Below are 25962 nucleotides of genomic sequence, written 5' to 3'. Positions count from 1 at the left end.
CTCTCGGACCGATTCAGAACGGACGCGGCGAGCGTGCGTCGCATTCCTGCACAGACAGGCTCATGGTCCCGACCGATTCGATCTCGATGCGCAGTTCGTCGCCGGGGCCGAAGGGGCCGACCCCTTCGGGCGTGCCCGAAGCGATGATGTCCCCGGGCTGTATCGGCAGCACCGACGACACCAGTTCGATGAGCTCGGCGACACCGACGATCATTTCTCCGGTGTTCGCATCCTGCTTCAGCTGTCCGTTCACCCAGAGTCGATTGCGAAGCCTTCCCGGGTCGGGCACTTCGTCTGCGGTCACGATGTACGGTCCGATCGGGGTGAAGGTCTCGAAGGACTTGCGCATCGAGCGCTCTTCCTCGTGGCTGTCCTTCTCTATGCGCATCGTGGCGTCGATCAGGCACGAATACCCGAACACGTACGACATCGCCTCCTCGCGGGGAATGTTGCGTCCGGCGCGACCGATGATCACGGCGAGTTCCGATTCGTGGTCGAAGCGACGAACCGAATCGCGGGGCACGCGGATCGGACTGCCCGGGCCCGAGATGGAGCCTGGTGCCATCAGGAAGAAGCCTTGCTCCCGCGCCGTGCGTCCACCCTTGGTCACCGCTCGCGAGCCGAGCTCGCCGATGTGCTTGCGATAGTTCGCGGGTGCTGCGAACACGTGGGGGGGAGCCGGATTGGGCGCAAGCAGAGCGACCGATGCCAAGGGCAGGCATTGTGTGCGTGCATCCGCAAGCCGAGGCCCCATCTGAGCCCAATGGGCGATCAACCAGTTCATCCGTTGCTGCGGAAGCTGGTCCAGTGCCGCGGGCAGCAGGAAGGTGACGTCCCATATCTGGTCACCTTGGACGACACCGACGCGATGGTCATTGAATGTTGCAATCTTCACGATGCAGCCTCTGCGCGTTCTTCTTCGAAGTAGTAGCCCAGCACGCTCATCGCCGGGAAGTCGTTGACCTGAAAGAGCGTGGCCTCCCCGGTGCTGGAGCGGTTCAGGTGTTCGTGCCAGGCCCAGGGCTGAATCGTGAGGAAGTCGCCGGTGCTCCATTCGTAGGTCCGACCTTCGACGATGGTCGCTCCTTCGCCGCGCACGACGTAGTAGAGCTTGCTTCCGGTGTGGCGGCGCGCGCGCCCTCGCATGCCCGGCCTGAGCGTCTGCAGCCGCATGCCCATGGTCCGCATGGCAGGCCCGCCGGTCAGGGGGTTTCGGTACTCGAGGACGACGTCGTCGAATGGGTCGGGCGGCAGGCCCGCGGCCGCCTGAAGCGCCGCTTGCGCGACCTCGTGCGGATAGACCAGGAGCGGATTGTCGGCCGTGCGCGGCGCCTGGCCCGGAGGGCTCATGAGTCCGCTGCCCCACTTGCGCCAGGAGGCGTCGGGCACCGCAGACACCTCCTGCTGGATCTTCTCGCCAGGCTCGAAAAACGTGGCATGCATCGATCGCATGAGCGAGATGTCGAGCACGTCGAGCCAGATCATGGGGGTCTCGCCGTGGTACTCGTGGTCATGCCAGGTCATTCCCGGTGTGAGCACGAGATCGCCCTCGTTCATCGTGTAGCGCTCGCCGTTCACCGTGGTGGTGGCGCCACTTCCCTTCAGGATGAATCGGAAGGCATTGGCCGTGTGCCGATGCGCGCCGGCAATCTCTCCCGGCAGGATGACCTGGATCGATCCCCAGAAGGTCGTCGTGGTGCCGAAGGGAAGTCCGGGATTCTGCAGGCGCAGGGTCCGGCGCTGACCGCCGGCGTCCAGTGTCAATTGCTCGCCGAGGCGTTCGAGCAGCGGCTCGAGATCCTTCCAGCGCCACAGCGTGGTCTGGCTGGCCGAGTTCGGCGACCTGGTGAACAGCGGCGGATCGTCGGGTTGCGCGATCCTGCAATCGAATCGGGCCAGATCCTCCCGCAACGCCAGGCGCGCTGCCTGGTCCTCCATGGGTGCTGTCTGCGCCATCTCAGGCCTCCGTTGTCGTCGACGACGCATCGTGCTGCATGCGCATGTCATCTGTGGCGAATGCGGCGCCGCGAATCCGATCGACCAAGGCGGCGCAATCTGCGGGCAGCCGGTCTGCGCGCCAGGCTACCTGGCCATCCGGACGCACCAGCACCAGTCGACGGCCGTACAGGGCCGCGGCCGCGGGGTCGTCGATGGTCTCGATCGACAGCGGCACGCCGACCGCGGCTGCGGCGCTCGGCAGCGGGTGCACATCCGGCGCGTCACTGCCGAAGCGCATCAGGACGAACGCCTTTCCGAACAGGTCGAGTGTCGAGCGACCATCGGCCAGCCACGCATGCGGCGCGCGGGAGCCCGGTCGCGCACTCGGCGTGTAGGAGGAAACCTCCTGGACCGGCGCCGGAGTGCCGTCCGGAACGATGACCGGCGAGCCCTCGTAGACATAGCCGAGGTGAATCCCGATCGAGTACCACTCGCGCCGCATCATGTCCGTGTAGCGCTGGCCGTACTCGCGGCGCGCCGCCTCGATGTCGGGCGAATCCCGGTCGAAGACGGCCGGATCGGGCTTGAGGATGCGAGGGGACAGCATTCGGCGCAGGTTCTCCCCCGCTTCCCCGACGTTGCGCACTGCCACCGGATGCTGCTCGGTCTCGTAGCTTTCGAGCAGTCGGGGACCGCCCCAGCCCTGCACCATGGCGGCAAGCTTCCACGACAGGTTGACGACGTCGAGCAGTCCGGTGTTCATTCCGAAGCCGCCGGTCGGCGAGGTGAGGTGCGCCGCGTCGCCTGCGATGAAGACCCGTCCGCGACCATATTCCCTGGCCACCAGCTGCCGCCGTACCCACGGCAGCATCGACAGGATCTCGAAATCGAAGGGCTTGCCCATGGCGCGCACGATCGCGGCGCGCGCTTCGTCCTCGCTGAGCGCGCGCTTCTGGTCGTCTCCGACCAACGAGAAGCGCCATTGGTCGCGTCCGTTGATCGCCACGAGCGTGGCCCAGGTGCCTTCGGGGCCGATGAAGATGAAGCGATAGCCCGGCTGCTTCGTATGGAGCTCTTCCAGGCCCTCGCAGCGGAAGACCACGTTGGTCGTGTAGGTGAGGACCGGCTCGCCTTCCATCTCGATGCCGAGTGCGTGGCGCACCGCACTGGCGCCGCCATCGCAGCCGACCAGGTAGTCGCAGATCACGGTCTCGGTCTGTCCGGTCATGGTGTCGCGCAGTCTTGCCTCCACGCAGTCGCCCTTGTCGTCGAATCCGAGCAGTTCGGTGTCGAAGCTCAAGTGGACCTCGGGAAAACCCGAGGCGAAGCGCTTGAGGACCGGATCGAAGAAGTTCTGCGGGCAGCGTTCCCGCTTCTGCGGGCTGTGCACTGGCGGCTTCTCGCGGCTTGGCGAGGCGAAGGGCTCACGTCCGAACTCGTAGCCGTTGAGGTCGGTCACCCAGGCGCAGTCCTGCGGGTAGTCGCGGTTGTAGCCTGCGGCCTCGACCCACGGAACGATCCCCCAACGGCGACAGAACTCCATGGAGCGAATGCCCACCATGTCCATCTTGGGCTGGCTGATCGATCCATCGCTGCGTTCGGCGAGGCGGCAATCGATGCCGCGCCAACCAAGATCGCCGGCCAGCGCCAAGCCGACCGGGCCGCCGCCAGCAATCAGAACGGAAGTCCTGGATCCCATTCGAAGTCTCCTGATCGTTATAAATGGTAGGACCAGGATGGTATGACCATTTGGTCCGATGCCAAAGTCGAACCCGGCAATATCCGGGTCATTTCCGCTACGCGGAATTTCCGCCGCGTGCCGCTGCCTTTCACCTGGCCCTTGCCTAGCATCGCTTCGGCTCACAGAAGAAGGAAAGGCCGGAATGCCGGAGACAGACTTGCCAGTGGACATCCGATTCCCCCACGCCGGGAGGGTTGCAGTCGTGACCGGTGCGGCGGGCGGCATCGGCCTGGGGATCGCGCGGGTGCTCGCCGAGCGCGGCGCCAGGGTCATCGCGGTCGACCGAGCGCCGCAGCTGCATGAGGCCGTCCGATCGATGTCGTCGGAAGGCCTGGAAGTGGAAGGCGCCGAGATCGACATCACGAACGAACAGGCCGTGCGTGCGCTGATCGCGAGCACGCAGAGGCGCCATGACCGCCTCGATATCCTGGTCAACAACGCTGCGATTCATCCCAAGAACGCAGGTGAAAGAAACAGCGTCGCCGAGATATCGACCGCGCAGTGGCAGGAAGTGATGTCGGTGAACCTGACCGCGGTGTTCGTGCTGTGTCGCGAGGCGCTGCCGGCGATGCAGGCGCGTCGCTGGGGCCGCGTCGTCAACATCTCGTCGCGTGCAGGACGTGCGCCGGTCGCCACTGCCGGTGCCCACTACGCGGCCACCAAGGCCGGAATTATCGGTCTGTCGCGGATGCTGGCCAGCGAGTTCGCGGGCCAGGGCATCACGGTCAATTGCGTGGCGCCAGGACGCATCTCGTCGCCGCTCACGCAGCAGGGCAGCGCGCAACGCCAGGCCGGACTCAACGCCACCATCCCGGTCGGCCGCATTGGTGCGCCAGAAGAGATCGGCCACACGGTGTCGTTCCTGGCGGGCGAAGGCGCGGCCTACCTGACCGGTGCGCTGATCGATGTCAACGGCGGAACCTTCATGCCATGAGTGACGGGCGACGTGACGAAGCGGGCCCGGTGCCGCATCTCTTCTCCCCTCTGTGCGTGCGGGGAGTGACGCTGCGCAACCGCGTGGTCGTATCGCCGATGGCGACCTACCGTGCGCAAGACGGCGTCGCCAACGACTGGCACCTTGCGCATTTCGGAAAGTTCGCCCTGGGTGGCGCCGGACTGGTGTTTACCGAGGCCATCAAGGTCGACAGTCGCGGGCTGGGCACAGTCGGCGACATGGGTCTCTGGGATGACGCGCAGGTGCCTGCGCTGGCGCGGATCGCGCGCTTCGTACGTTCGCAGGGTGCGGTGGCCGGCGTGCAACTCAATCACGCGGGGCGCAAGGCTGGAACCTCGCGCCCATGGGAGGGCTTCGGCCCGCTGGACCGCAGCCGCCCGGTGGAAGGACGCGAACATTGGCCCGTGCTGGGCCCGAGCGCGATCCCCTTCATGGAAGGCTGGCCCGTTCCCGAGGCCATGAGCGAGGCGCAGGTTCGCGAGGCGATCGCCGCCTTCGGCCAGGCAGCCCGGCGCGCGGACGAGGCCGGATTTCAGGTGATCGAGTTGCACGGGGCGCACGGCTATCTGCTGCACCAGTTCTTGTCGCCGGCATCGAACCAGCGCACCGATCGCTGGGGCGGAAGCGCCGAGAAGCGGATGCGCTTCGTGCTGGAGGTCGTCGACGAAGTGCGTCGCCACTGGCCGGCCGACAAGGCGCTCTTCTATCGCATCGCGTCGCAGGACGACGCAGGCTGGACCCTCGACGATTCCGTGTCTCTCGCGCGTCGCTTGGCGGCCGTGGGCGTCGATGCGATCGACTGCTCCGCCGGCGGAATCAGCGGCAGGACGGCGACGGCCGGAGGCGCGGAAAGACCCGCGGGCTTCCAGGTTCCGTTTGCCGAGTACATCCGGCGAGAAGCCGACATGCCGACGCTCGCGGTCGGCTTGATCCTCGATGCGGTGCAGGCGCAGGAGGTGATCGCAGAGGGCCGTGCGGACATGGTGGCGATCGGACGCGAGATGCTCTACGACCCCTTCTGGGCGGCGCATGCAGCGCGCACGCTCGGCGTCGAATCCACCTTCGAGCACCTGCCACTGGAATACAGCTGGTGGCTTGCCCGTCGCAAGGTCTCGCCTGCATCCGAACGAATCGTGAACGAGAACCCATGATCCAGACCTCCTCCCTTCATTCGACCGACGCGCCGCTCAAGGGCGTTCGCGTCGCCGACTTCAGCACCATGATGGCCGGCCCCTACTGTTCGCGATGGATGGCGGACATGGGCGCGGAGGTATGGAAGATCGAACCGCCCGAAGGCGACTTCATGCGTTCGCGGGTGCCGTTGCGCGAGGGCCGGAGCGCCTACTTCGCGCATCTCAATGCGGGAAAGAAAAGCGTGGTTCTCGATCTCAAAAAGGCCGAGGATGCCGAGGTCGCGCGCGACCTGATGGCTCAGTCGGACGTGCTGCTCGAGAACTATCGCCCCGGTGTCATGCAACGCTTCGGGTTGGACTACGCTTCGGTGCGCGACGCCAACCCGGCGCTCGTCTACTGCTCGATCTCGGGCTACGGACAAAGCGGAGAGGGCTCGGAGCGCGCCGCCTACGCGCCGATCGTGCATGCGGCCAGCGGGCTCGACCTGGCGATACTCGAGTTGCAGGATGTCCAGACCCAGCCCGCCAATTGCGGTATCCAGATCGCCGATGTGCTGGCCGCCACCTTCGCCGGCTTCGCGATCCAGACGGCGCTGCTTCACCGGTTGCGCACGGGTGCCGGCCAGCACATCGACCTGGCGCTGATGGATGCCCTGATGAGCCTGATGCCATTCGAGATGCAGTGCCTGCAGTTCCCGGGGGAACACTCTCGCAACCTCTACAAGCCGCTGCCGACGCAGGACGGCTTCGTCGTCGTCGCACCGTTGAGTCAGGCCAATTTCGTGGCGATGTCCAGGGCGATGGATCGTCCGGAGTGGCTGGTGGACCCGCGCTTTCGCGAGCCCGTGGCCCGGGCGGAGCACTGGCAGTCCCTGCTCGACGCGATGGCGGCCTGGACCTGCGAACGCCTGGCCGCCGACTGCCAGGCGCAACTCGAGGCGGCCGGGGTGCCGGCGTCCCGCTACGTGCCGCTGGCAGAGATGCTGCGCGATCCGCAGATGACGCGGCGCGGCGGCATTCGCCAGGTCGAGGACGGCTCCGGTTCACTGCTCGCTTCCGGCCTGCCGTTCACGCTGTCGGCCAGCCATCTTCCCGAATCCCCACGCGCGCCCGACCTGGGCGAGCACACGCATGCGCTGCGCGCGATGCTCGCGCACGCCGCGACCATCTGAACCAACGAAAAGGAGACTCCCATGGATCTGGACCTGCCCGCAGAAGCGGAAGCCTTTCGCCGCGCCACACGCGAGGTCGTCGACGACCTGCTGCAGTACGAGCCCGAATACCATCGCACCGACACGGTACCGGAAGTGGTGCAGGAGACGCTGCGCAAGATGGGCTATTACGGGATGACGATCCCCGAGGCCTATGGCGGCCTCGAGACCGACAAGCTGGCCGCCGCGGCGGTGCACGTCGAGCTGTCGCGCCTGCCGCCCCAGTTCTGGCCGTTGATCCGCTCGGCGGTCGGCCCCGTGACGCATGCGCTGGTCAACCATGGCACGCAAGCGCAGAAGCGGGCGAACCTGCCCCATATGGCGAACGGCACGCGAAAGATCTCCTTTGCCGTCACCGAGCCGGACTGCGGTTCCGATGTCCTCGCGATGCGCACCACGGCGGTGAAGAAGGGCAGCGTCTACATGCTCAACGGCACGAAGACGTTCATCTCGAATGCCAACAAGGCCGACGTCATCCTGGTGTTCGCCTACACGGATCGCAGCAAGGGCCGCGAAGGCATCACTGCGCTGCTGGTCGATGCGCGCACGCCGGGCCTGACGCTAAGTCCGGCAATGCCCACCACGGGCTGGATGGAAGACGGCCTGTTCGAACTCAACTTCAACAACTGCGAGATCCCCGCGGATGCCCTGGTCGGTGAGGAGGGGCGCGGATTCTTCTATGCGCTCGAGGGTCTCAACGAGGCCAGGCTCAACGTCGGCTGCCAGGCGGTCGGCTGTGGCGACATCGCGCTGGACACGACGCTCGAGTACGCCAAGCAGCGCAAGACCTTCGGCGCCGCGCTCGCGAGCCACCAGGCCGTGCAGCACATGCTGGCCGACATGGCGATGGACCAGCATGGCGCGCGCCAGGTGTTGTTTGAAGCCGTGTGGCGCCTTTCGCGCGGCGAGGATGTACGCCTTCGCTCGTCGATGGTGAAGGTGATGTGCACCGAAGCCGCGGGCCGCACGGCCGATCGCGCCGTGCAGTTGCACGGCGGCTCGGGCTACTGCCGCGGAACCGTGGTGGAGCGCGTCTACCGGGATGTGCGCGTGTTGCGCATCTTCGAGGGCGCGTCCGAGATTCACCGCAACATGATCGCCAAGCACCTGCTTCGCTGAACAGACCTGCTGCCGCCAAGACTCAACAGAAGATCAAAGGAAGACTTTATGAAATCGAATCTGAATCGCCGCATGGCCGTCCGGGCACTGGCCGCCTTGTCTGTCGGAGGACTGCTCGCGCCTGCGCTGGCGCAGGGCTTCCCGAGCAAGCCGATCCGGCTGATCGTTCCCTTCGTCCCCGGAGGGCCCACGGACGGCTTCGCGCGCGTGTTCGGCCAGGACCTCGGCGCCGCGCTCGGGCAGCCCGTGGTGGTCGAGAACAAGCCCGGCGCAGGCGGCAACATCGGCACCGACGCGGTCGCCAAGGCGGCGCCGGATGGCTACACCGTCGGCATCGGGGTGAACGGCCCGCTGGCCGCGAACCTGCAACTCATGGGCAAGCTGCCGTACGACCCGGTCAAGGACTTCACGGCAGTCAGCCTGCTTTTCCAGGCGCCGAATGCCCTGGTCGTTCGAGCCGACTTTCCGGCCAAGAACCTGGCCGAGATGCTCAAGCTCATCCGCGCCAAGCCCGGCGAGATGGCCTATGGCACCGGCGGCCCGGGCAGCAGTTCCAATTTCTCGGGAGAGCTGCTCAACACCATCGCCGGCGTCAAGACCAACGCCGTGCCCTACAAGGGTGACGGGCCCGCGCTGGTCGACGTGCTGGGCGGCCAGATCCCGATGGCGTTCCTGAGCCTGGGTACCACCGCTGAGCAGATCAAGGCCGGCAAGCTGCGCGCATTGGCAGTGACGTCGGCCCAGCGCGTGCCGCTGTTTCCCGATGTCCCGACCATGCAAGAGGCCGGGCTGCCGGGCTACGAGATCACGGCCTGGTATGGACTGATCGCGCCGGCAGGCCTGCCCGCAGCCGTCACCGAGCGGCTCAACGCCGCGACCGTGAAGATCATGAACAGTCCCGAGATGAAGGCCAAGATAGCTTCGATGGGTGGATTCGTCTCGACCGGTACTTCGAAGGAGTTCCACAGCTTCATCCTGTCGGAGATTCCGAAGTGGAGCAAGCTCGCGCAGGACTCCGGCATCAAGCTCAATTGACCGCGCTGCGCGTCCTCAGCCCATGAAGGCGCCACCGTTGACATCCAGCGTGGCGCCGGTGGTGAAGCCGGACTCTTCGCCGGCCAGGAAGCGGACCGCTGCGCCGATCTCCCGCGGCGTGCCGACGCGTCCCACCGGTGTCTGCGCCGCGTAGCCGGCGTTGGCCGCCGGCCCGCCTTCACCTGCGAGCGGCGTGTCGATGCGACCGGGTGCGATGCAGTTGGCCGTGATCCCCATCGGTCCGACCTCTCCCGCCAGGATGCGCGTGAATCCGATGAGCCCGGCCTTGGACGCGGCATAGTGCGCACCCGCCTGCGGTGAATAGGTCCGGCCTGCCCTGGAAACGATGTTGACGATCCGTCCCCACGCATGGCGTGCCATCAGCGGCACCGCGGCCTGGCACAGCACGAAGGGCGCGGTCAGGTTCACCTCGAGCACTGCCTGCCACTGCGCGACATCGAGCTCGTCGAGGCGATGCTTGCGGCCATCCTGCTTGGGATGGATGGCGGCATTGTTCACCAGCACGTCGAGACGGCCGAAGCTCGCCCCGATCCCGTGGATCAATACCTGCGCCGCGGCGAGGTCGGACAGGTCGACGCATTCGGCCTGCGCCGATCCACCCTGGCGCTGCACTTCCGCCAGGACGTGATCCAGGGCGAGGGCATTTCTGTCCACGCAGACCACGTGCAGCCCCGACTCGGCGAGCGCGAGTGCGCAGGCCGCGCCGATGCCGGCACCTGCGCCGGTGACCACGGACACGCGCCGGGGTCCAGCTGCCGTCATACGACACCTCGCTCGGTCAGCCGGGCGAGCTCGGATGCCGATATGCCGATCTCCGCGAACACGGATTCGTTGTCGGCACCGAGCCGTGGACCGGCGCTGCGCACTTGTCCCGGTGTGCGGGAGAAGCGCGGCACCACGTCATGCATCGCCATGGAGCCTATCTCCTCGTCGTCGACGCGAACGATCGACCGGCGCGCCAGGAAATGCGGATCCGCGGCCACATCGGCGATCGAATACACGGGGGCGTACGCCACGTCGAAGGCATCGAAGAGCTTCGCCACCTCGGCGTAGCTGCGGTCGCCGACCCACCGCTCCACGATGGCATCGATCGCGTCGCGGTGCGCCACGCGCTGGCTCGAAGTGGCGAACCGCGGGTCCAGCACCAGTGCGGACATTTCCATCGCTTGCAGCAGTCGTTCGAAGCTCACTTCCGAGGTCGTCGTCATGCTCACCCATCGACCGTCTGAACAGCCATACATGTTGTTCGGCGCCGAGTTGGGGCTGATGTTGCCGGTGCGCTCGCGCACGACGCCGAGCTCTGCGTGTTCGGCCGCGAGGAATTCGACCATGCGGAACATGGCCTCCGTGCACGACAGATCGATCTCCTGGCCCTGCAGCGCGGGATTGCCCTTCAGTTCGAAGAGCGCGGCCAGGATACCGAGCGCACCGAACAGGCCTCCGACCGCATCGCCGACCGGAAAGCCCAGGTGCATGGGCGGTCCGTCGGGGCTGCCGCAAAGGTACGTGAAGCCCGACATCGCCTCGAACATGCGACCGAAGCCCGGCCGCGAGCGGTAGGGACCGGTTTGGCCGAAGCCGGTGGTCCGGAGGATGGTGATGCGCGGGTGGGCGGCACGCAGCACGTCCGCTCCGAGGCCCCACTTGTCGAGCGTGCCGGGCCGGAAGTTTTCCACCAGGACATCGTGGCGCGGCAGCAGTCGAAGAAACAGCGCACGGCCCTCTGCCTGGCGAACATCCAGCGTGATGCCCCGCTTGTTGCGATTCAGGGTCTTCCACCACAGCGAATGACCGTCCTTCAGCGGGGTCGAAGCACGCATGGCGTCGCCGGCACCGCTCGACGCAGGCAGCTCGACCTTGATCACTTCGGCGCCGAAGTCGGCGAGCAGCGTACTGGCCCAGGGTCCGGCGAGGAACGCCGAGAGGTCGAGGACCCGAAGTCCTGCAAGAGGTCCCTTCATTCCTTCTCGATCCCGGCAGTGCGCATCAGGGCGCCCCAGCGTACGATGTCCTCGCGAATCGTCTTGTCCAGCTCGGCGGGCGTGGACAGCGATGGTGTGACGGAAGCGGCGTTGTAGCGGGCGGCAACCTCGGGCGTATCGATGACCTTTCGCACGGCCTCGTAGAGCCGCTGCACGACGTCATCGGGCGTGCCGGCTGGCACGACGAGGCCATTCCATGACACGAGCGAGGCACCCGGATAGCGCTCCGCAAGACCGGGTACCTCGGGCAGGAACGGGCTGCGCATGGTGTCCGTGGTGGCGAGCGCGCGGACCTTGCCGGACTTCACGTAGGGCGTGCCGCTGGCAGCATCGACCACGCCCAGCTGCACGGTGCCGCCCAGCAGGTCCGTCATGAGCTGCGGCGAGCCCTTGTATGGAATGGTGTTGAACTTGACGCCGGACACGGAACCGATCAGCGCGATGGCGAGCTGCGCGGTCGATGAGCCATAGGCGATGTCCAGCGGCTTGTCCTGTGCCTTGGCGTAGGCCACGAGCTCTTCGACGCTCTTCGCGGGGAAATCCGGTCGCGTGACGTACATCATCGACACGCGCCCCAGACTGGCGACCGATCGAAAGTCCTTCACGGGGTCGTAGCTGAGCTTCTTGTAGAGGTTGGCGTTGGTGACGAACACCGAGCTGGCCGCCAGCAGCACCGTATACCCGTCGGGCTTGGCACGCATGACGGCCTCGGCGCCGATGATGCCGTTGGCGCCGGCCTTGTTGTCGATGATCACCGTCTGGTTGAGTTGTTCCTGCAATCCGGGCAGGAGGGGGCGGATCACGTTGTCGCTGAACGAGCCGGCCTGCTGCGGCACGACGACCGTGATCGGCCTGGTCGGGAAGGTCTGGGCCTGGGCAGCCCATGCGATGGTCAGGAGTGCGAGCGCGACCGTCACATGTTGTCTCATTGGGCGTTGTGGTTGGCGTTGCGGGACTCCAAGCTACGCCGCGGCGGCGAGCCCGTCGATGCAACCATCGCGCTCTTCCGCAGGACGGAAGGCGCAGCGCCCGATCGGAGGGTTTACCCTCGGCCCAGCAGGGCGTCGAAGCCGTCTTCGGGCTCGTATCGCTCGTTGCGAAGCACGAGACGCGTCGGGCCCGTCAGCGCAGGCGTCGACACCGAATGCGCAATGTCGCCTGGAAACGCGATGATGCGTTGCGTTTCGGTACCCACATGCTCGGGCTGGATCAGCGGCGGGCGGCAGCTGCGCGCCGAATCCAGTGCAGCGCGTGCCGACACTTGGTGCGAAAGGGCCGCAAGACTCATGATCTGCGGTGGCGCGAGTTGAATCGCACCGTCTCTGAACATCCCGATGGCATCGCGAGGCCGGAGCCAGATGCTCTCCACCGCTTCGTAGTCGTCGTGGCACGCGACCGCGCCGTGCGGCAGCAGCGCGACAAAGAACCAGGTGTCGAAGCGCTTGCTCGAGGTGGACAGCGCGGGAGTGATCCATCTCGAGTGAGGATGCATGACCGAGACATCCTCGATGCACACATTGCATTCCTCCTGAAGTTCGCGCAAGGCAGCCGTGTAGAGGATCGCGGCCCGCGCGGGCGTCAGCGCGGCGCTTGCGAACCCGGCAAGCAGCGAGACGCCGTCGCCGAATCGCGTTGCCGCGGCCATTGCATCAGTCTCATCGACCTTGCCACCCGGAAACACATGAACACCACCGTGCACGTCGGAGCGCAGGTGCCGCTTGAGCAACAGCACCTCGAGCCCCGCATCGCCATCGCGCAGCAGCATGACGGTGGCAGTCAAACGTGGCGCCGCATCAGCAAGGGAGTTCAGCCGGGATGTCATCGTCTCGTCCGCCGGTCAGATGACCGCCTCGCGCCTCAAGGCATCGAGCGTGTCGGCCGGCATGCCGAGCAGATCTGCGAACACCTCGTGGTTGTGCTCGCCCAGCGCACCGCCAGTCCAGGCTACACCAGGCTGGCTGCCATTGGCGTCGAACCTCGCGGCAATGGGTGGATGCAGCAAGGGACCCGCATGCGGGTCGTCCACCTTCAGCACGGTGCCACGCGCAGCGTAGTGCGGATCGGCCGCGCAATCGGCCATCGAGAAGATCTTGCTGGCCGGCACGGAGGCAGCGTTCAGGATTCGCTCGACCTCGCCAGCATCGTGTCGTGCGGACCACTCGCTGATGATGGTGGACAGCGCGGCACGATGCTCGACGCGGCCGGCGTTCTCGATGAAGCGTGGATCACTGATCAACTCCGGCTTGCCGATGGCGGCGGCCAGGCGATAGAAGACGGCGTTTCCGCTGGCCGTCACGTAGACCCACCCGCCGTCGCGGCCCATGAAGGAGCCCGAAGGACTGAACACGACGGTGTTCGCGCTCGGCTCGCGGATGGCGCCCAGCGCACCATACTCGGTCACCGCCGCATCCATCATCGCAAAGAGGCTTTCGAACATCGCGATGTCGATGCAGCGCCCTCGGCCCGTGCCCCCGACATCTCGTTCGTAGATGGCCGCCAGCAGCATGCCGAAGGCGTTCAAGCCAGTCACGCTGTCGCCCAGGCTGATGTTGGGACGAACAGGGGCCGTGCCTCCGACGCCGCCGGTGACATAGGTCATGCCGCTCACTGCCTCGGCGATTGGTGCGAAGCAGACCCGATCGCTGTACGGGCCGTCCTGGCCGAATCCCGATATCCGAACCAGGATCGCCCGCGGATTGATCTGCTGCAGGACGTCCCAGCCGAGATTCCACTTTTCAAGCTGACCCGCACGGAAATTCTCAACCACCACATCGACGCGTTCGGCCAGCTGCAGGGCGATCTCCTGGCCAGCCCTTTGTCGCAGGTCCAGCGTGATCAGCTTCTTGTTCCGGTTCAGCGAGGACCACCACAGCGCGCGCCCGTTGATCTGCTTTCCGTTGGCTCTCATGGGATCGCCGGAGCCGGGCGCCTCGACCTTGATGATCTCGGCGCCGAGATCGCCAAGCAGCCGCGTGCAGAAAGGTGCAGAGACGTAGTGGCCCAACTCGAGAACGCGCAGGCCCTTGAGCGGGCCGGTTGCTTCGGTCATGAAAATCCTCTTGAGTGAATATCGCGCGCCAGTCCTGGCCGGGCGCGCGACACCGCGCGCACCTCGTGCCGGCAGGACCTTGTCATGCGCTCACGTTATCCGCGAGGGGGCGTGCTCAATCCGATGCTCGGAAGTCTTCCGCATGGCGGAAGCGCCAGGGGCTTCCGGCTTTCTGCCGCTCGCATTCACCGCGCGGAACGCCTCGCTGATGCGCGACGCCGCTGCAGCCAGCGCGAGTCCGGCGCTTCGCAGGCTCGAGTCTTCCTCGAGGGTCTCGGAGCGCAGGCCGAGGCTGAGCGCCAGCTTGCGTCCCGCCAGCCCCTTGATCGGCATCGCGACGCCCGACCACCCCTTGATGGCCAGGTTTTCGGAGCGGCACATGCCGAAGCGCTGATAGTCACTCAGCGCTGTCTGGGCCGCCGTGCGCAACTCGTCGGCACGCTGCGGGCTGATGAGACACAGCTGATTCAGCACCGATTGCTGCAGGGCGGCATCCATCGTCACGAAGAGCGCGCGGCCGACAGAGCTGTCCAGCACATGGCGGTGCGTGCCGATGTCGGGGAACTGGCCGGCTTCGGCGCCTCGCGAGGCTTCGATATACACCGCCTGCAGACCCTCGCAGATTGCGAGGCAGACCGAGCCGCCGGTCACGTCGGCGAGATGCTTGATGTGGATGCGTGCCAGCTCGCGCTCGGGCAGTGCCGCGAGGACCGGATAGCCGATGGATAGCACGTTCGCGCTCAGTGCGTATTTGCGGCGCAGCGGGATGCTGCGCAGGTAGCCGAGCTGCGTGAGCGTGTAGGTGAGACGGGCGACGGTGGCTGGCGGCAGGCCGGCTCGTTCGGCGATCTCGCCGTTGCCCAGTTCGGCGTCGCTGGCCTGAAAGCAGGTGAGGATACTGAGGCCGCGCGCGAGCGAGGTCACGAAATCCGGGTCTTTGTCCATCTGGTTGCCTCCGGCGTTTTCCGCTCTGCGGAACGCTGGCGAAGATTATGGGTGACAACCTGTCTCGAACCTAGACTCGCCGAACTATGACGACATCCATTGGAACGGCCTCGGGCCCGCTTGCGGGACTCCGCGTGATCGAGTTCGCTGGCATCGGCCCGGCGCCGTTCGCGTGCATGCAGTTGTCCGACATGGGCGCCGACGTGGTCACCATCGACCGGCCGGACAGGAAGCCAGCGGACCCAACCCAGATCGTCGGGCGCGGCAGGACCGTGGTCACGGCCGACCTCAAGGACCCGGCGGCGCGGGGGGAAACCCTGGCCCTGCTCGACAAGGCCGACGTGCTCGTGGAGGGCTTTCGGCCCGGCGTCATGGAGCGTCTAGGCCTGGGACCGCTCGACGTCGGCGCGAGCAACCCGCGACTGATCTATGCGCGAATGACCGGTTGGGGCCAGGAAGGCCCGCTTGCCAGATCTGCGGGCCACGACATCAACTACATCGCAGTCACCGGTGCTCTGCATGCCATCGGGACGGCCGACAGCGGTCCGGTTCCCCCCATGAATCTCGTAGGCGACTACGGGGGGGGAAGTCTCTACCTGCTGGTGGGAATTCTGGCTGCGCTGCACGAGTCGCGTCGCTCCGGCCGGGGGCAGGTCGTGGATGCCGCCATCACGGACGGAGTCATCAACATGATGGCTGCCACCGCCGGCCGCTCCCTGCGCGGAGCTTTCGACGAGGTCCGAGGAGCCAACCTGCTCGACGGGGGCACGCCGTGGTATGGCGCCTACGAGACGCTGGACGGCGAGCACGTGTCGATCGGCGCTATCGAGCCTCAGTTCTTCGCGGAATTCTGTCGCCGCGCAGAGCTGCCTCCCGCCCTGCATGATGCGCAGAACGACAGGTCGCGCTGGCCGGAGATGCGCGATGCGCTCGCGCGCTTGTTCAAGTCGCGTACGCAGGCCGAATGGGTGCGCGTGTTGAGCGGAACGGATGCCTGCTTTGCCGAAGTATTGCCGTTGAGCCGGGCCTCGACGCATCCGCACAATGTCGCGCGCCGCTCTTTCGTCACGGTCGCCGGCGTGAACCAGCCTGCGCCCGCGCCGCGCTTCTCGCGCACGCCCTCGATGATCCAGGGGCCTGCGCCGCTCGAAGTCGTGCCGATGGGGGATGTCTCGAAGCGTTGGCGCTAGCTAGCCCCGCGCGTCCGCCGAGGCGGGCAGCTTGATCGCGCGTCTGGCTGCCGGCTTGGTGTAGAGGTCCTTGGTGGTCTGCAAGTGGGTGGTGATGGCCTCGACCGCACCCGACTGGTCCCTGTCTCGCAGGCATTCGATGATCCGGTGGCGCACCGGCATGATGTCCTTCGGCTCGAGAAGTCCCGCGGAGCGCACGAACTGGATCAGGCTCTGGCCCACGGAATCCATCAGCAGGGTCAGGACCTGGTTCTTGGACGCGACGCCAAGCAACACGTAGAAGTCGATGTTGATCTTCATCCGGCTTGCGATGTCGCCACGCGCTATGGCGGCCTCGGCATTGGCCACATTCCTCTCGAGCGTCACGAGGTCGGCGTCGGTGCGGCGCTGGCAGGCCAGCCGCACGACGGATTGGCTCAAGACCAGCCTTGCCTCGGCCAGTTCATCCGAGCTGATGCCTCCGAGATGATAGAGATCTCGCATCGCCGTGCGGATCGTCTGGCTGCCGCCGAGGCTGATGAAGGCGCCGCCGGACGCACCCTTGCGCACGGTCACGAGGCCGAGCTGAACCAGCGATGCCATGGCCTTGCGGACCGTGTTCCGGCTCAGTTCGAGCTGCTCGGCAAACTCGCGCTCCGTGGGCAATCGATCTCCTTCCTTCAGCAGCCCCTTGGCGATCTTGACGCGCACCTGCTCCACGAGATTCTGGGACGGGTTGGCGTCGTCCACGATCTTTCCGAATTTCAATGCGCGAGGCATGAGGTTCCTTGTCCCGAATGAAGCAAAGTAGGCATTTTCCCGCATCTCGGTCGATGCGAGCGCCTTTGATGGACATCGGACAGTGCATCTCCTAAAATGGATCACCCAAATACAGACACTGCATTCTCTTCCGACCACGGCCCGTCGCATACCCCTTGCAACCCTTATGACTGACACTGCCCCCAAACCGCTCTCAGGGCTTCGCGTTCTCGACTTTTCGAACATGCTTGCGGGGCCGTACTGCGGGCGCTGGCTTGCGGACCTCGGCGCCGATGTCATCAAGATCGAGTCGCCGGAAGGCGACCCCATGCGCAACCGGCCACCGTTGCGCAACGAGCACAGCGCCTACTTCGGTCACGTGAACTGCGGCAAACGCAGCATCGTGCTCGATCTCAAGAAGCCGGAGGCCGCGGACATCGTGCGTTCGCTCGCTGCCAAGAGCGATGTGCTCCTGGAGGGCTTCCGACCGGGCGTGATGGCGAGATTCGGTCTCGACCATGAGTCGCTGAAGGAGCAATGCCCTTCATTGATCTACTGTTCGATATCCGGCTACGGTCAGGACGGACCGCTGGCCGAAAGCCCGGCGTACGCCGCCATCGTGCATGCCACCAGCGGCTTCGACGAGGCCTGGCGGGCCTCTCAGCCCAACCAGTCGCAGCCCCCGACATGCGGGGTGCAGATTGCCGACGTGCTGGCGGGGAGCTTCGCCACCATGGCGATCCAGACGGCGCTCCTCGCGCGCCAGGGCTCCGGCCGTGGACAACACGTCGACCTTTCGCTGATGGAAGGCATGCTTACGCTCATGCCGCTCGAAATCGTGCAGGCCCAGTTTCCCGAGGATGCCCGCCGTGCACAGTACCGGCCGATCAAGGCGGCAGACGGCTACATCATCGTCACGCCCATCACGCCCAAGAACTTCGTCGACCTGTGCGTGGGAATTGGAAGGCCGGAGCTCAGGAGCGATCCGCGCTTCGCAGACCCTCTCGACCGCGTCGTCAACTGGGACATCCTCATTGGCGAAGTCGAGGCCTGGTCGAGCCTGCTGTCGAGTGTCGAATGCCTGGCCAGACTCGACAAGGCCGGCGTTCCCGCCTCGCGGCACGCCACGGTCGCAGATGCGCTCGGCAATCGACAACTGGCGCAGCGCGAGTTCTTCGGCACGGCGCGTGATGGAGCGGGGGACTATGCCATCGCGAGCCTTCCGTTCCGCCTCAATGGCGAGCCCGCGCGGCCGGTGATCGTGCCGAAGGTTCCGCGGCTGGGCGAGCACACGCGGGAAGTGCTCGAAAGGCTGCTTGGCAAGGATTCGTCCGACGTCGAGCGCCTGGTCGCGGAGGGTGTCGCGGGGACCTTTGATCCCGTGGCCGTCGTCGCCTGACGGCGGGCCACCCAGGACGAGGGTTTTCACGCTACCAGGGGATGCAGCTCGTCTTCATTATAGGGTGACCCAATAGGCTTCATTTCATCTCTTCAACTTATAGCATTCAAAATGGACTTCAACCTTTCTCCCGATACGATCGCCATGCAGCAATCGACGCGTGAGGTCGTCGACGATCTCCTGTTGCACGAGCCCAGATTCCAGGAAACGAACGAGGTGCCGCCGATCGTCGACGAGACCCTGATGAAGATGGGCTACTACGGCCTCACGATTCCGGAGGAGTACGGCGGCACCAATGTCGACAAGATCACGAGCGTGACCGTTCAACTGGAACTTGCGCGCATGCCGCCGCAGTTCTGGCCATTGATCCGTTCGGCCGTCGGACCGACGCCGCATGCGCTCATCCGGCATGGCACGCCGGCGCAGAAGGACAAGTGGCTGCCGGGGATTGCTGCCGGCACGAAGCGCGTCTGCTTTGCCCTCACGGAGCCGGGTGGCGGTTCCGACGTGAACGCCATGAAGACCACGGCCGTCCGCAAGGGTGACAAGTGGATCCTGAACGGGACCAAGACCTTCATCTCCAATGCGAACAAGGCGGACATCATCGTCGTGTTCGCCAAGACCGACAAGTCGAAGGGACGCGACGGCGTCTCCGCATTCATCATCGAGCCATCGACCAAGGGCTTTGCCATCAGTGCCCCGATGAAGACCATGGGGTGGATGGTCGACGGCCTGTTCGAACTGTCATTCGACGACTGCGAAATTCCTGCGGAGAACCTGCTCGGCGAAGAGGGCCGTGGCTTCTACTATGCGCTCGAGGGGCTCAGTGAAGCACGCGTGAACGTAGGGTGTCAGGCGCTCGGCGGCGGCGATATCGCCCTGGAGCATGCGCTGCGCTACGCCAAGGAGCGCTTCACCTTCGGCGTTCCGCTCGCGAGCCACCAGGTGATTCAACATATGCTGGCCGACATGACCATGGAGCAGCACATCGCGCGTCTGCTTCTGCTCGAAGCTGCCTTTGGCGTACAGCACGACCAGGATGTGCGTCTCAAATCCGCCTACGTGAAGGTGTTCTGCACCGAGACCGCGAACAGGACTGCGGACAAGGCGTTGCAGGTCTTCGGTGGCGCGGGCTACATCAAGGGCATGGTCGTCGAGCGGGTGTTCCGCGATCTTCGTGTGCTGCGCATCTATGAAGGCGCTTCGGAGATTCAGCGCAACATGATCGCCAAGCACATTCTGAAATGACGGCGGGGCGCGTCCCTATCGACGATCCGGCGCGACTGCCGGAGCACGGTGGCTTCTATCCCGCAGGCGACCCGGCGCTGCACCTGCGTTCCATGGCCTATCCGCGTGCGCTGGACCTGCGGTGGAATGGCCAGGCGAATGGCCGAATCTCCATCCTCCTTCCCTTCGGCGAGAGCGTGCTGGATGTGCGTCGCAGGGCTGTCGATCCCCTGGCCATCCTGGGCGCTCTGGATCATGCCTGCAGCGCCGGCGTGTATGCAGGGTTGATGCAGGCGCAACTCATTGCCACCGTGGACCTTCGCGTCGAGTTCGCAGACCAGCCCACCGACGGCAATGACGTTATGTGCGAGGCGTGGACCGTCTGGTCCGACGCGGGCTGGGCGCTGACGCGTGCCGAGGCGCGATGCGCCTCCACAGGTGCCGCACTAGCCTTTGCAAGTTCGGCCTATGCCAAGGGCTCGCATCCCGGTGCGGCAAAGACGGGAGCTGCGCTCTCTATTGCGCCCCCGCCTCAAACCCACGCCCTTCTGGAGGCGGGCGGCTTCGCCGCGTTGCTGGGCCTGCAGCATTCCGACCTCGGTACGACGATGCCCTTTCGCGAGGCCCTGGTCGGAGCGCAGTCGCTGCCTTCGCTTCATGGCGGCAGCACGGCGGCGGCGTTGGGTGCGACCTCGCTTCATACATCGCGGCGGCTCGCACTCGATGCCGCCAGACCACGTCGCTTGCTGAGCGTCGCGGTCCAGTTCCTTCGCGCAGCGGGCGCCAGCGCGACCAGCGTCGCCGCAGACATTGTAAAGAGCGGTGCGCGCATCGACGTGCTGACGGCAATCGCGCACCAAGGCGATTTGGCGCGCCCGGTGGCGCGCGCCGAATGCGTCGTCGCGATAGGAGACTGAACCTTCGCTTGCGCCGAAATCGCGCACATGACTAACAGCCCGACGCCGAGGAGGTCGGGTGCCGCTGCGCCGAAGCTCTTCTCGCCGTCCGGAAATCGACATACCCGGAGCGCACGACAGACCCGCGCACCTAGATGCCTGGCACGCCCCCAGACAAAGGGCTACTTCGGAGATCGCTTGCCTCGGCCGAGGGGACGCCTTTCCGCTCTCCAAGAGATATACATCGACCAGGCGGATCGCGGCTGTCGTTGAAGCATAGCTCTCGCAGAACTGCGTGATCTCGCATCTCGACCGGTCTTAGTGGGGATGAAGATAGTGCCTGTTTCTCAGCAACGGCGGAGCGCTCGCGCAGAGGTTGCTATCTCGAAGTAAGCCTGATCTGAGACCACTGCGCTCGATCAATTCATAGCACGAATGGCTACGGTGCTTCTTGTCTTGAAAGTTCCTGTGCGCCCCCGTTTCCACCACCACGATTCGAGTGTAAGACGTGCAAAAGGCACGCATCGCCGTTGTTGCCGAGCGAGCCGGAAAGTCGCCTTGCGCCTTACCACTGTCGGCGGCGGCAGCCGTCATCCAGTGGAGATGCTCTGGGCAGAGCAGCCGAATTGGCGCGCGAGCTGCGTCGGCATGCGGCCGGCATGGGCCAGCTCGATCATCTGACGACGAGATTCCTCCATACACAGTGGACTCGATGCCGGCGTTTCGGACCCTGCCCTCCCGTAAGGATCGGAGGTCCCCGAGTAGCCTTAATTTCACTCTTGCTGGCGAAATGAGCCAACATGGGAGTTCGCTAGTAGTAAGGCGGTACAGCCTACGCGCCAAAAAGGGAGAACTCAGTTCCTTCTCGGCCATTGGTTTGCTCTGGATGGATCCTCAAAGTGTCAGATCACCTTGACCAGTTCAGGTACCGCCACGAACAGGTCGGCCACCAGGCCGTAGTCGGCCACCGAGAAGATCGGCGCCTCTTCGTCCTTGTTGATCGCGACGATGACCTTCGAATCCTTCATGCCGGCCAGATGCTGGATCGCACCCGAGATGCCGGCCGCGATGTAGAGCTGCGGCGCCACGATCTTGCCGGTCTGGCCCACCTGCCAGTCGTTCGGTGCGTAGCCCGCGTCCACTGCGGCGCGGCTGGCACCGAGGCCCGCGTTGAGCTTGTCGGCCAGCGGCGTCATGACTTCGGTGAACTTCTCGGCGCTGCCCAGGGCCCGGCCACCCGAGACGATGATCTTGGCGGCGGTGAGCTCAGGGCGGTCGCTCTTGGTGACCTCGCGGCCCACGAAGCTCGACTTGCCGCTGTCGGCGACGCCGTCGACCGTCTCGGTCGCGGCGCTGCCGCCGGTGGCAGCCGCGGCGTCGAAGCCGGTGGTGCGCACCGTGATCACCTTGATCGCATCGCTGCTCTGCACGATGGCGATGGCGTTGCCCGCGTAGATCGGACGCTCGAAGGTGTCGGGGCTGTCGACCTTGGTGACGTCGCTGATCTGCGCCACGTCGAGCAAGGCCGCCACGCGCGGCGCCACGTTCTTGCCGTTGGCGGTCGAGGGGAACAGGATGTGGCTGTAGTTCTTCGCGATGGCGAGCACCTGCGCGGCCACGTTCTCGGCCAGGTTCTCGGCCAGGCTCGGGCTGTCGGCGACGATCACCTTGGCCACGCCTGCGACCTGCGCGGCAGCCTTGGCGGCCTCGGCGGCGTTGGCACCGGCCACCAGCACGTGGACGTCGCCGCTCGCGCAGGCGATGCCCGCGGTCACGGTGTTGAGGGTCGCCGGCTTGAGGGTGGCGTGGTCGTGTTCTGCGATGACGAGGACGGTCATGTTGGTATTCCTTCTTCGGAGTCTCAGATGACCTTGGCTTCGTTCTTCAGCTTGTCGACGAGGGCGGCCACATCGGCCACCTTGATGCCGGCTCCGCGCTTCGGCGGCTCCGACACCTTCAACGTCTTCAGGCGCGGCTTTACGTCCACGCCCAGGTCCTCGGGCTTCACGACGTTGAGCTGCTTCTTCTTGGCCTTCATGATGTTGGGCAGCGTGACGTAGCGCGGCTCGTTCAGCCGCAGGTCGGTCGTGATGACGGCCGGCACGCTCAGCGAGATGGTCTCGAGGCCGCCGTCCACTTCACGCGTGACGCTGACCTTGTCGCCCGCCACTTCCACCTTCGAGGCGAAGGTGGCTTGCGGCAGGTCGGCGAGCGCGGCCAGCATCTGGCCCGTCTGGTTGGCGTCGTCGTCGATCGCCTGCTTGCCGAGGATGATCAGCGAGGGCTGCTCCTTGTCGACCAGCGCCTTGAGCAGCTTGGCCACGGCCAGCGGCTGCAGCTCTTCGGTGGACTCGACCAGGATGCCGCGATCGGCGCCGATGGCCATCGCGGTGCGCAGGGTTTCCTGGCACTTCGCGTCGCCGCACGAGACCGCGATGATCTCGGTGGCCACGCCCTTTTCCTTTAGACGAACCGCTTCTTCGACAGCGATCTCGTCGAAGGGGTTCATGCTCATCTTGACGTTGGCGAAATCGACGCCCGTGCCATCGGACTTGACGCGAACCTTGACGTTGTAGTCGACGACCCGCTTGACGGGAACAAGAATCTTCATTGGTTGGCTCCGGATCTTTTGGTAGACAGTAACGATTGAGACTGTACACTACCGTACGACATGAAGGCAATGAGGCAATCAACCTGCAGGCTTCGGCGGCCATGATGCCGTCCCACGGCAGGCCTACGCAGGCCGAAGGCCGCCGGCTCGCAGCTCTTCTGCTTCTTGTCACGGCGCTCTGGGGGTTGAATATGACGGCGATGAAGACCATTGCCTCTTACTATGACCCGGCGGTAATGGCGACGGAACGGGCCGGCATCGCTGCAGTTTTCATGGGACTTATGCTTTGGAGGCAGCATGGGACGCGACCGCGTACGCGAATGACGCGCAATCAGTTGGCAACAGTGATTGCCTGCGCGGTGCTGATGGTCTACTTGAACCAGATACTACTTTCTGCAGGCCTTTTCCGCACGACGGCCACCAACGCGTCGGTCGCGATTGCATTGAGCCCGTTGGTATCGTCGTTGATGGCCGCTCTCGTGTTGCGTGATCGCCTTGGGTATCTGCGAATCGCAGGCGTGGCGCTCGGCTTCGGCGGCGTCCTGATCGTCGTTCTTCAATCTCCTGGTGCTAGGGTGGCGGAGGCGGGTCTCGGCGACGCGATGGTGGTTGCATCGGTCGTCACTTTCGCGGTGGGCGGCGTTCTCGTCCAGCGCCTCGCGAGAGAGACAGACGCGCTACACGCGAGTGCGATGATCTACGCGTGCGGCACTCTGATGCTCGCCATGCATACGGCCTTCGTCGGCGCGGCAACCAATGTCAAGGCCTGGGTGCCTGGATTCTGGCCACTGATGCTGGTGCTGTTCTCTTCCTTGATCGCTACGACTTTTGGCAATTTGGCATGGAACCATGCCATCGCGAGGCTTGGCGTGGCGCGGGTGTCACTGTGGTTCTACTGGGTGCCTGTGTTTGGGGTGGGCTTCGCGGCACTCTTGCTCGGCGAGACTTTGACCGCCTGGCACGGTGTGGGTCTGGTGGCGGTCATCGCCGGAACGGCCCTTGGGACGTACAGCCGCGCTTGAAATGCCGAGACATCAGGGTAATCCCAATAGATCCTCATGCAGATCGTGCGCTACTGTACGACTGTTGAAGCAACCCTCAATTCGCTTTCCGGAAAGAGAGACCGCATGACTTTCGAAACCTCACTTCTTCAGTCCCGTGCCCAGGCCATGCGCGCGCAGGGATGGTGGAAGGACATGACCATCAACGATTGTCTGGCCAAAGTGCTGGCGGTTACGCCAGACAAGACAGCGCTTGTCGGGCACGTCCAGGGCGGAGGGATGGCGCGCCGCATCACCTATCGCGAGTTGGATGCCTTGGCGGCGCAGGCCGCGTCGAATCTACGCGCGCTCGGCGTGGGGCGGGGCGACGTCGTTTCGATGCAGTTGCCCAATGTCTGGCAGTTTGTCGTGACGATGCTAGCGGTTGCGCGTATCGGTGCAGTCGCGAACCCTCTGATGCCCATTCTCCGTGAGCGAGAGCTCGTCTACATGCTGGAGTTCTGCGAGGCGAAGGTTCTGATCGTCCCAGCCAACTATCGTGGGCATGACCATGCTGCCATGGCACGCGGCATGCTCCCGAAACTGCCACATCTAACGCGTCTTGTTGTCGTGGGCGAGGACGGCCCCGATGGATTCGAGGAGGTCTTGCTGTCGGGATCAGATCGGGAGGCACCCAGTCTCGCCGATGCGTTGCTCGAGCCGGACGATGTGGCGCTGCTGATGTTCAGCTCCGGCACCACCGGTGCACCTAAAGGTGTTATGCACACCTCCAACACGCTGCTATCAACCCTGTTCACCTCAATCGAGGATCTGCGACTCACTCCGGACGATGTCGTCCTCGCAGCATCTCCCGTCGGTCATCTGATGGGCTATGCGTATCTCACCACCATGCCGCTCATTCTTGGCGCCACGGTCGTGCTGATGGATGTCTGGGAGGTTCGCGCTGCACTCGAACTTATGCGTAGCGAGAATGTGAGTTACAGCTCGGCTGCGACACCATTCCTTTCAGATCTGGTTGGCGCGGTGGAGGCAGGCGATCCAGGTGCGCCTGATTTCCGGTTGTTCGGTTGTGCTGGCGCTCCCATTCCCCCAGTGCTGATCGAGCGTGCGGCCAAGGCAATGAAGCTAACCGTCTGTTCCATCTGGGGCATGACCGAGGTCGTCGCAGGAACTCTGACGCAGATTGAGCGCGCGAGTGACCTATCGGCCACTGCGGATGGCCGCGCGGTCCGTGGAGTCGAAGTTAAGGTGGTTGATGAAGACCGCAAGTCGGCTCCCGTCGGCACTACGGGGCGTCTATTGTTTCGCGGAAGCTCGCTGTTCGCTGGGTATCTGAAGCGCCCAGACCTCAACTCCGTCGATGCAGAGGGCTGGTTCGACACTGGAGATCTCGCTTACGTGGTGAATGACGAGGGCTACATCCGGATTAACGGGCGAAGCAAGGACATCATCATCCGCGGTGGAGAAAACATCCCTGTTTTCGAGATTGAGGCGCTCCTGCATCGCCATCCCGCTGTCGCGGTGGCCGCAATCGTCGGCTACCCGGATGATCGGCTCGGCGAGCGTGCGTGTGCGTTCGTCGTGACCAAGCCCGGCCAGACGCTCGACATGGACGAGCTGACCCGATACATGCAAACTTCGCAGACCGCCAAGCAGTATTGGCCCGAGAAGCTGGTCATCTGTGACGATCTTCCGAAGACCGCTAGCGGAAAGGTCCAAAAATTCAAGCTACGCGATCGCGCCAGCGAACTCACCTCCAGGCCGTCCTGAG

The 25962-nt window shown here is 65.0% G+C and carries 23 protein-coding genes; 11 read left to right on the top strand and 12 right to left on the bottom strand.

Annotated features, from left to right (window positions below):
* Nucleotides 1–13: 13 nt before the first annotated feature.
* Genes QTH87_RS22195 through QTH87_RS22185 form a run of 3 tightly spaced genes read right to left on the bottom strand, consistent with a single transcriptional unit; the run spans nucleotide 14 to nucleotide 3850 of the window.
* The gene (locus QTH87_RS22195; RefSeq protein WP_286612239.1) at nucleotides 14–895 is read right to left on the bottom strand and encodes a fumarylacetoacetate hydrolase family protein; all 882 of its coding nucleotides are present in this window, start codon (nucleotides 893–895) and stop codon (nucleotides 14–16) included.
* Nucleotides 892–1956: a cupin domain-containing protein gene (locus QTH87_RS22190; protein ID WP_286612238.1), complete on the bottom strand. Its 1065-nt coding sequence runs from the start codon at nucleotides 1954–1956 to the stop codon at nucleotides 892–894. Before QTH87_RS22190 ends, QTH87_RS22195 begins: the two co-directional genes overlap by 4 nt.
* Nucleotide 1957: 1 nt before the next feature.
* The gene (locus QTH87_RS22185) at nucleotides 1958–3850 is read right to left on the bottom strand and encodes an FAD-dependent oxidoreductase (protein ID WP_286612237.1); all 1893 of its coding nucleotides are present in this window, start codon (nucleotides 3848–3850) and stop codon (nucleotides 1958–1960) included.
* A gap of 31 nt (nucleotides 3851–3881) precedes the next feature.
* On the opposite strand from QTH87_RS22185, the gene QTH87_RS22180 reads away from it, so the two are divergent.
* The 5 genes from QTH87_RS22180 to QTH87_RS22160 are packed head-to-tail and all read left to right on the top strand — an operon-like array spanning nucleotide 3882 to nucleotide 9132.
* The gene (locus tag QTH87_RS22180) at nucleotides 3882–4613 is read left to right on the top strand and encodes an SDR family oxidoreductase (RefSeq protein ID WP_286612236.1); all 732 of its coding nucleotides are present in this window, start codon (nucleotides 3882–3884) and stop codon (nucleotides 4611–4613) included.
* Entirely contained in the window at nucleotides 4610–5785 is a 1176-nt protein-coding gene (locus tag QTH87_RS22175) for an NADH:flavin oxidoreductase/NADH oxidase (protein ID WP_286612235.1), read from the top strand. Before QTH87_RS22180 ends, QTH87_RS22175 begins: the two co-directional genes overlap by 4 nt.
* Complete coding sequence (locus QTH87_RS22170) at nucleotides 5782–6939, top strand: CaiB/BaiF CoA transferase family protein (RefSeq protein WP_286612234.1); 1158 nt, start codon at nucleotides 5782–5784, stop codon at nucleotides 6937–6939. The genes QTH87_RS22175 and QTH87_RS22170 overlap by 4 nt, the downstream gene beginning before the upstream one ends.
* Nucleotides 6940–6960: 21 nt before the next feature.
* A complete protein-coding gene (locus QTH87_RS22165) occupies nucleotides 6961–8097 on the top strand; it encodes an acyl-CoA dehydrogenase family protein (RefSeq protein WP_286612233.1) in 1137 nt (378 codons plus the stop codon).
* Nucleotides 8098–8145: 48 nt separating this feature from the next.
* On the top strand, nucleotides 8146–9132 hold the full coding sequence (locus tag QTH87_RS22160) for a Bug family tripartite tricarboxylate transporter substrate binding protein (protein ID WP_286612232.1): 987 nt from the start codon (nucleotides 8146–8148) through the stop codon (nucleotides 9130–9132).
* Nucleotides 9133–9147: 15 nt separating this feature from the next.
* Here the strand turns inward: QTH87_RS22160 and QTH87_RS22155 are convergent, their stop codons facing one another.
* The 6 genes from QTH87_RS22155 to QTH87_RS22130 all read right to left on the bottom strand — a co-directional run bounded on the left by QTH87_RS22155 (nucleotide 9148) and on the right by QTH87_RS22130 (nucleotide 15129).
* Nucleotides 9148–9891: an SDR family oxidoreductase gene (locus QTH87_RS22155; RefSeq protein ID WP_286612231.1), complete on the bottom strand. Its 744-nt coding sequence runs from the start codon at nucleotides 9889–9891 to the stop codon at nucleotides 9148–9150.
* A 20-nt stretch (nucleotides 9892–9911) separates the two neighbouring features.
* Nucleotides 9912–11114, bottom strand: a complete 1203-nt coding sequence (locus QTH87_RS22150) for a CaiB/BaiF CoA transferase family protein (protein ID WP_286612230.1) — start codon at nucleotides 11112–11114, stop codon at nucleotides 9912–9914.
* Nucleotides 11111–12064, bottom strand: a complete 954-nt coding sequence (locus QTH87_RS22145) for a Bug family tripartite tricarboxylate transporter substrate binding protein (RefSeq protein ID WP_286612229.1) — start codon at nucleotides 12062–12064, stop codon at nucleotides 11111–11113. The genes QTH87_RS22150 and QTH87_RS22145 overlap by 4 nt, the downstream gene beginning before the upstream one ends.
* A 113-nt stretch (nucleotides 12065–12177) precedes the next feature.
* Entirely contained in the window at nucleotides 12178–12957 is a 780-nt protein-coding gene (locus QTH87_RS22140; protein WP_286612228.1) for an NUDIX hydrolase, read from the bottom strand.
* A 15-nt stretch (nucleotides 12958–12972) separates the two neighbouring features.
* Nucleotides 12973–14184 (bottom strand): CaiB/BaiF CoA transferase family protein, encoded by a 1212-nt coding sequence (locus QTH87_RS22135; protein WP_286612227.1) that lies wholly within the window; start codon nucleotides 14182–14184, stop codon nucleotides 12973–12975.
* Between the two features lie 90 nt (nucleotides 14185–14274).
* A complete protein-coding gene (locus QTH87_RS22130; RefSeq protein WP_286612226.1) occupies nucleotides 14275–15129 on the bottom strand; it encodes an IclR family transcriptional regulator in 855 nt (284 codons plus the stop codon).
* Nucleotides 15130–15215: 86 nt separating this feature from the next.
* On the opposite strand from QTH87_RS22130, the gene QTH87_RS22125 reads away from it, so the two are divergent.
* On the top strand, nucleotides 15216–16319 hold the full coding sequence (locus tag QTH87_RS22125) for a CaiB/BaiF CoA transferase family protein (protein ID WP_286612225.1): 1104 nt from the start codon (nucleotides 15216–15218) through the stop codon (nucleotides 16317–16319).
* On the opposite strand, the gene QTH87_RS22120 is transcribed toward QTH87_RS22125, so the two are convergent.
* Nucleotides 16320–17048: a FadR/GntR family transcriptional regulator gene (locus QTH87_RS22120; RefSeq protein WP_286612224.1), complete on the bottom strand. Its 729-nt coding sequence runs from the start codon at nucleotides 17046–17048 to the stop codon at nucleotides 16320–16322.
* Between the two features lie 196 nt (nucleotides 17049–17244).
* On the opposite strand from QTH87_RS22120, the gene QTH87_RS22115 reads away from it, so the two are divergent.
* The 3 genes from QTH87_RS22115 (at nucleotide 17245) to QTH87_RS22105 (ending at nucleotide 20600) form a co-directional block, all read left to right on the top strand.
* Nucleotides 17245–18456 (top strand): CaiB/BaiF CoA transferase family protein, encoded by a 1212-nt coding sequence (locus tag QTH87_RS22115; RefSeq protein ID WP_286612223.1) that lies wholly within the window; start codon nucleotides 17245–17247, stop codon nucleotides 18454–18456.
* 111 nt (nucleotides 18457–18567) lie between these two features.
* Nucleotides 18568–19704, top strand: coding sequence for an acyl-CoA dehydrogenase family protein (locus tag QTH87_RS22110; RefSeq protein WP_286612222.1), 1137 nt, complete (start codon nucleotides 18568–18570; stop codon nucleotides 19702–19704).
* Nucleotides 19701–20600, top strand: coding sequence for a PaaI family thioesterase (locus QTH87_RS22105; protein WP_286612221.1), 900 nt, complete (start codon nucleotides 19701–19703; stop codon nucleotides 20598–20600). Before QTH87_RS22110 ends, QTH87_RS22105 begins: the two co-directional genes overlap by 4 nt.
* An 881-nt stretch (nucleotides 20601–21481) precedes the next feature.
* On the opposite strand, the gene QTH87_RS22100 is transcribed toward QTH87_RS22105, so the two are convergent.
* The gene (locus QTH87_RS22100) at nucleotides 21482–22417 is read right to left on the bottom strand and encodes an electron transfer flavoprotein subunit alpha/FixB family protein (protein ID WP_286612220.1); all 936 of its coding nucleotides are present in this window, start codon (nucleotides 22415–22417) and stop codon (nucleotides 21482–21484) included.
* 23 nt (nucleotides 22418–22440) lie between these two features.
* Nucleotides 22441–23190 (bottom strand): electron transfer flavoprotein subunit beta/FixA family protein, encoded by a 750-nt coding sequence (locus QTH87_RS22095; RefSeq protein WP_286612219.1) that lies wholly within the window; start codon nucleotides 23188–23190, stop codon nucleotides 22441–22443.
* A gap of 35 nt (nucleotides 23191–23225) precedes the next feature.
* On the opposite strand from QTH87_RS22095, the gene QTH87_RS22090 reads away from it, so the two are divergent.
* Both QTH87_RS22090 and QTH87_RS22085 read left to right on the top strand, forming a co-directional pair.
* Entirely contained in the window at nucleotides 23226–24212 is a 987-nt protein-coding gene (locus tag QTH87_RS22090) for a DMT family transporter (protein WP_286612218.1), read from the top strand.
* 105 nt (nucleotides 24213–24317) lie between these two features.
* On the top strand, nucleotides 24318–25961 hold the full coding sequence (locus tag QTH87_RS22085) for an AMP-binding protein (protein WP_286612217.1): 1644 nt from the start codon (nucleotides 24318–24320) through the stop codon (nucleotides 25959–25961).
* The last annotated feature ends 1 nt before the right edge of the window (nucleotide 25962 follow it).

Origin of the sequence: Variovorax jilinensis (genome assembly GCF_030316885.1) — a bacterium.
Classification (GTDB): Bacteria; Pseudomonadota; Gammaproteobacteria; order Burkholderiales; family Burkholderiaceae_C; genus Variovorax; species Variovorax jilinensis.
Note: the sequence above shows the minus strand (reverse complement) of the source record. Positions and strands in the feature narration are given on the sequence as shown.

What these genes read in the sequence shown, in the direction of transcription:
- QTH87_RS22190 (WP_286612238.1), bottom strand. Translation starts at nt 1,956, where the DNA reads ATGGCGCAGACAGCACCCATGGAGGACCAGGCAGCGCGCCTGGCGTTG.
- QTH87_RS22185 (WP_286612237.1), bottom strand. Translation starts at nt 3,850, where the DNA reads ATGTCCACTGGCAAGTCTGTCTCCGGCATTCCGGCCTTTCCTTCTTCT.
- QTH87_RS22175 (WP_286612235.1), top strand. Translation starts at nt 4,610, where the DNA reads ATGAGTGACGGGCGACGTGACGAAGCGGGCCCGGTGCCGCATCTCTTC.
- QTH87_RS22170 (WP_286612234.1), top strand. Translation starts at nt 5,782, where the DNA reads ATGATCCAGACCTCCTCCCTTCATTCGACCGACGCGCCGCTCAAGGGC.
- QTH87_RS22165 (WP_286612233.1), top strand. Translation starts at nt 6,961, where the DNA reads ATGGATCTGGACCTGCCCGCAGAAGCGGAAGCCTTTCGCCGCGCCACA.
- QTH87_RS22160 (WP_286612232.1), top strand. Translation starts at nt 8,146, where the DNA reads ATGAAATCGAATCTGAATCGCCGCATGGCCGTCCGGGCACTGGCCGCC.
- QTH87_RS22150 (WP_286612230.1), bottom strand. Translation starts at nt 11,114, where the DNA reads ATGAAGGGACCTCTTGCAGGACTTCGGGTCCTCGACCTCTCGGCGTTC.
- QTH87_RS22145 (WP_286612229.1), bottom strand. Translation starts at nt 12,064, where the DNA reads ATGAGACAACATGTGACGGTCGCGCTCGCACTCCTGACCATCGCATGG.
- QTH87_RS22140 (WP_286612228.1), bottom strand. Translation starts at nt 12,957, where the DNA reads ATGACATCCCGGCTGAACTCCCTTGCTGATGCGGCGCCACGTTTGACT.
- QTH87_RS22135 (WP_286612227.1), bottom strand. Translation starts at nt 14,184, where the DNA reads ATGACCGAAGCAACCGGCCCGCTCAAGGGCCTGCGCGTTCTCGAGTTG.
- QTH87_RS22130 (WP_286612226.1), bottom strand. Translation starts at nt 15,129, where the DNA reads ATGGACAAAGACCCGGATTTCGTGACCTCGCTCGCGCGCGGCCTCAGT.
- QTH87_RS22125 (WP_286612225.1), top strand. Translation starts at nt 15,216, where the DNA reads ATGACGACATCCATTGGAACGGCCTCGGGCCCGCTTGCGGGACTCCGC.
- QTH87_RS22115 (WP_286612223.1), top strand. Translation starts at nt 17,245, where the DNA reads ATGACTGACACTGCCCCCAAACCGCTCTCAGGGCTTCGCGTTCTCGAC.
- QTH87_RS22110 (WP_286612222.1), top strand. Translation starts at nt 18,568, where the DNA reads ATGGACTTCAACCTTTCTCCCGATACGATCGCCATGCAGCAATCGACG.
- QTH87_RS22105 (WP_286612221.1), top strand. Translation starts at nt 19,701, where the DNA reads ATGACGGCGGGGCGCGTCCCTATCGACGATCCGGCGCGACTGCCGGAG.
- QTH87_RS22100 (WP_286612220.1), bottom strand. Translation starts at nt 22,417, where the DNA reads ATGACCGTCCTCGTCATCGCAGAACACGACCACGCCACCCTCAAGCCG.
- QTH87_RS22095 (WP_286612219.1), bottom strand. Translation starts at nt 23,190, where the DNA reads ATGAAGATTCTTGTTCCCGTCAAGCGGGTCGTCGACTACAACGTCAAG.
- QTH87_RS22085 (WP_286612217.1), top strand. Translation starts at nt 24,318, where the DNA reads ATGACTTTCGAAACCTCACTTCTTCAGTCCCGTGCCCAGGCCATGCGC.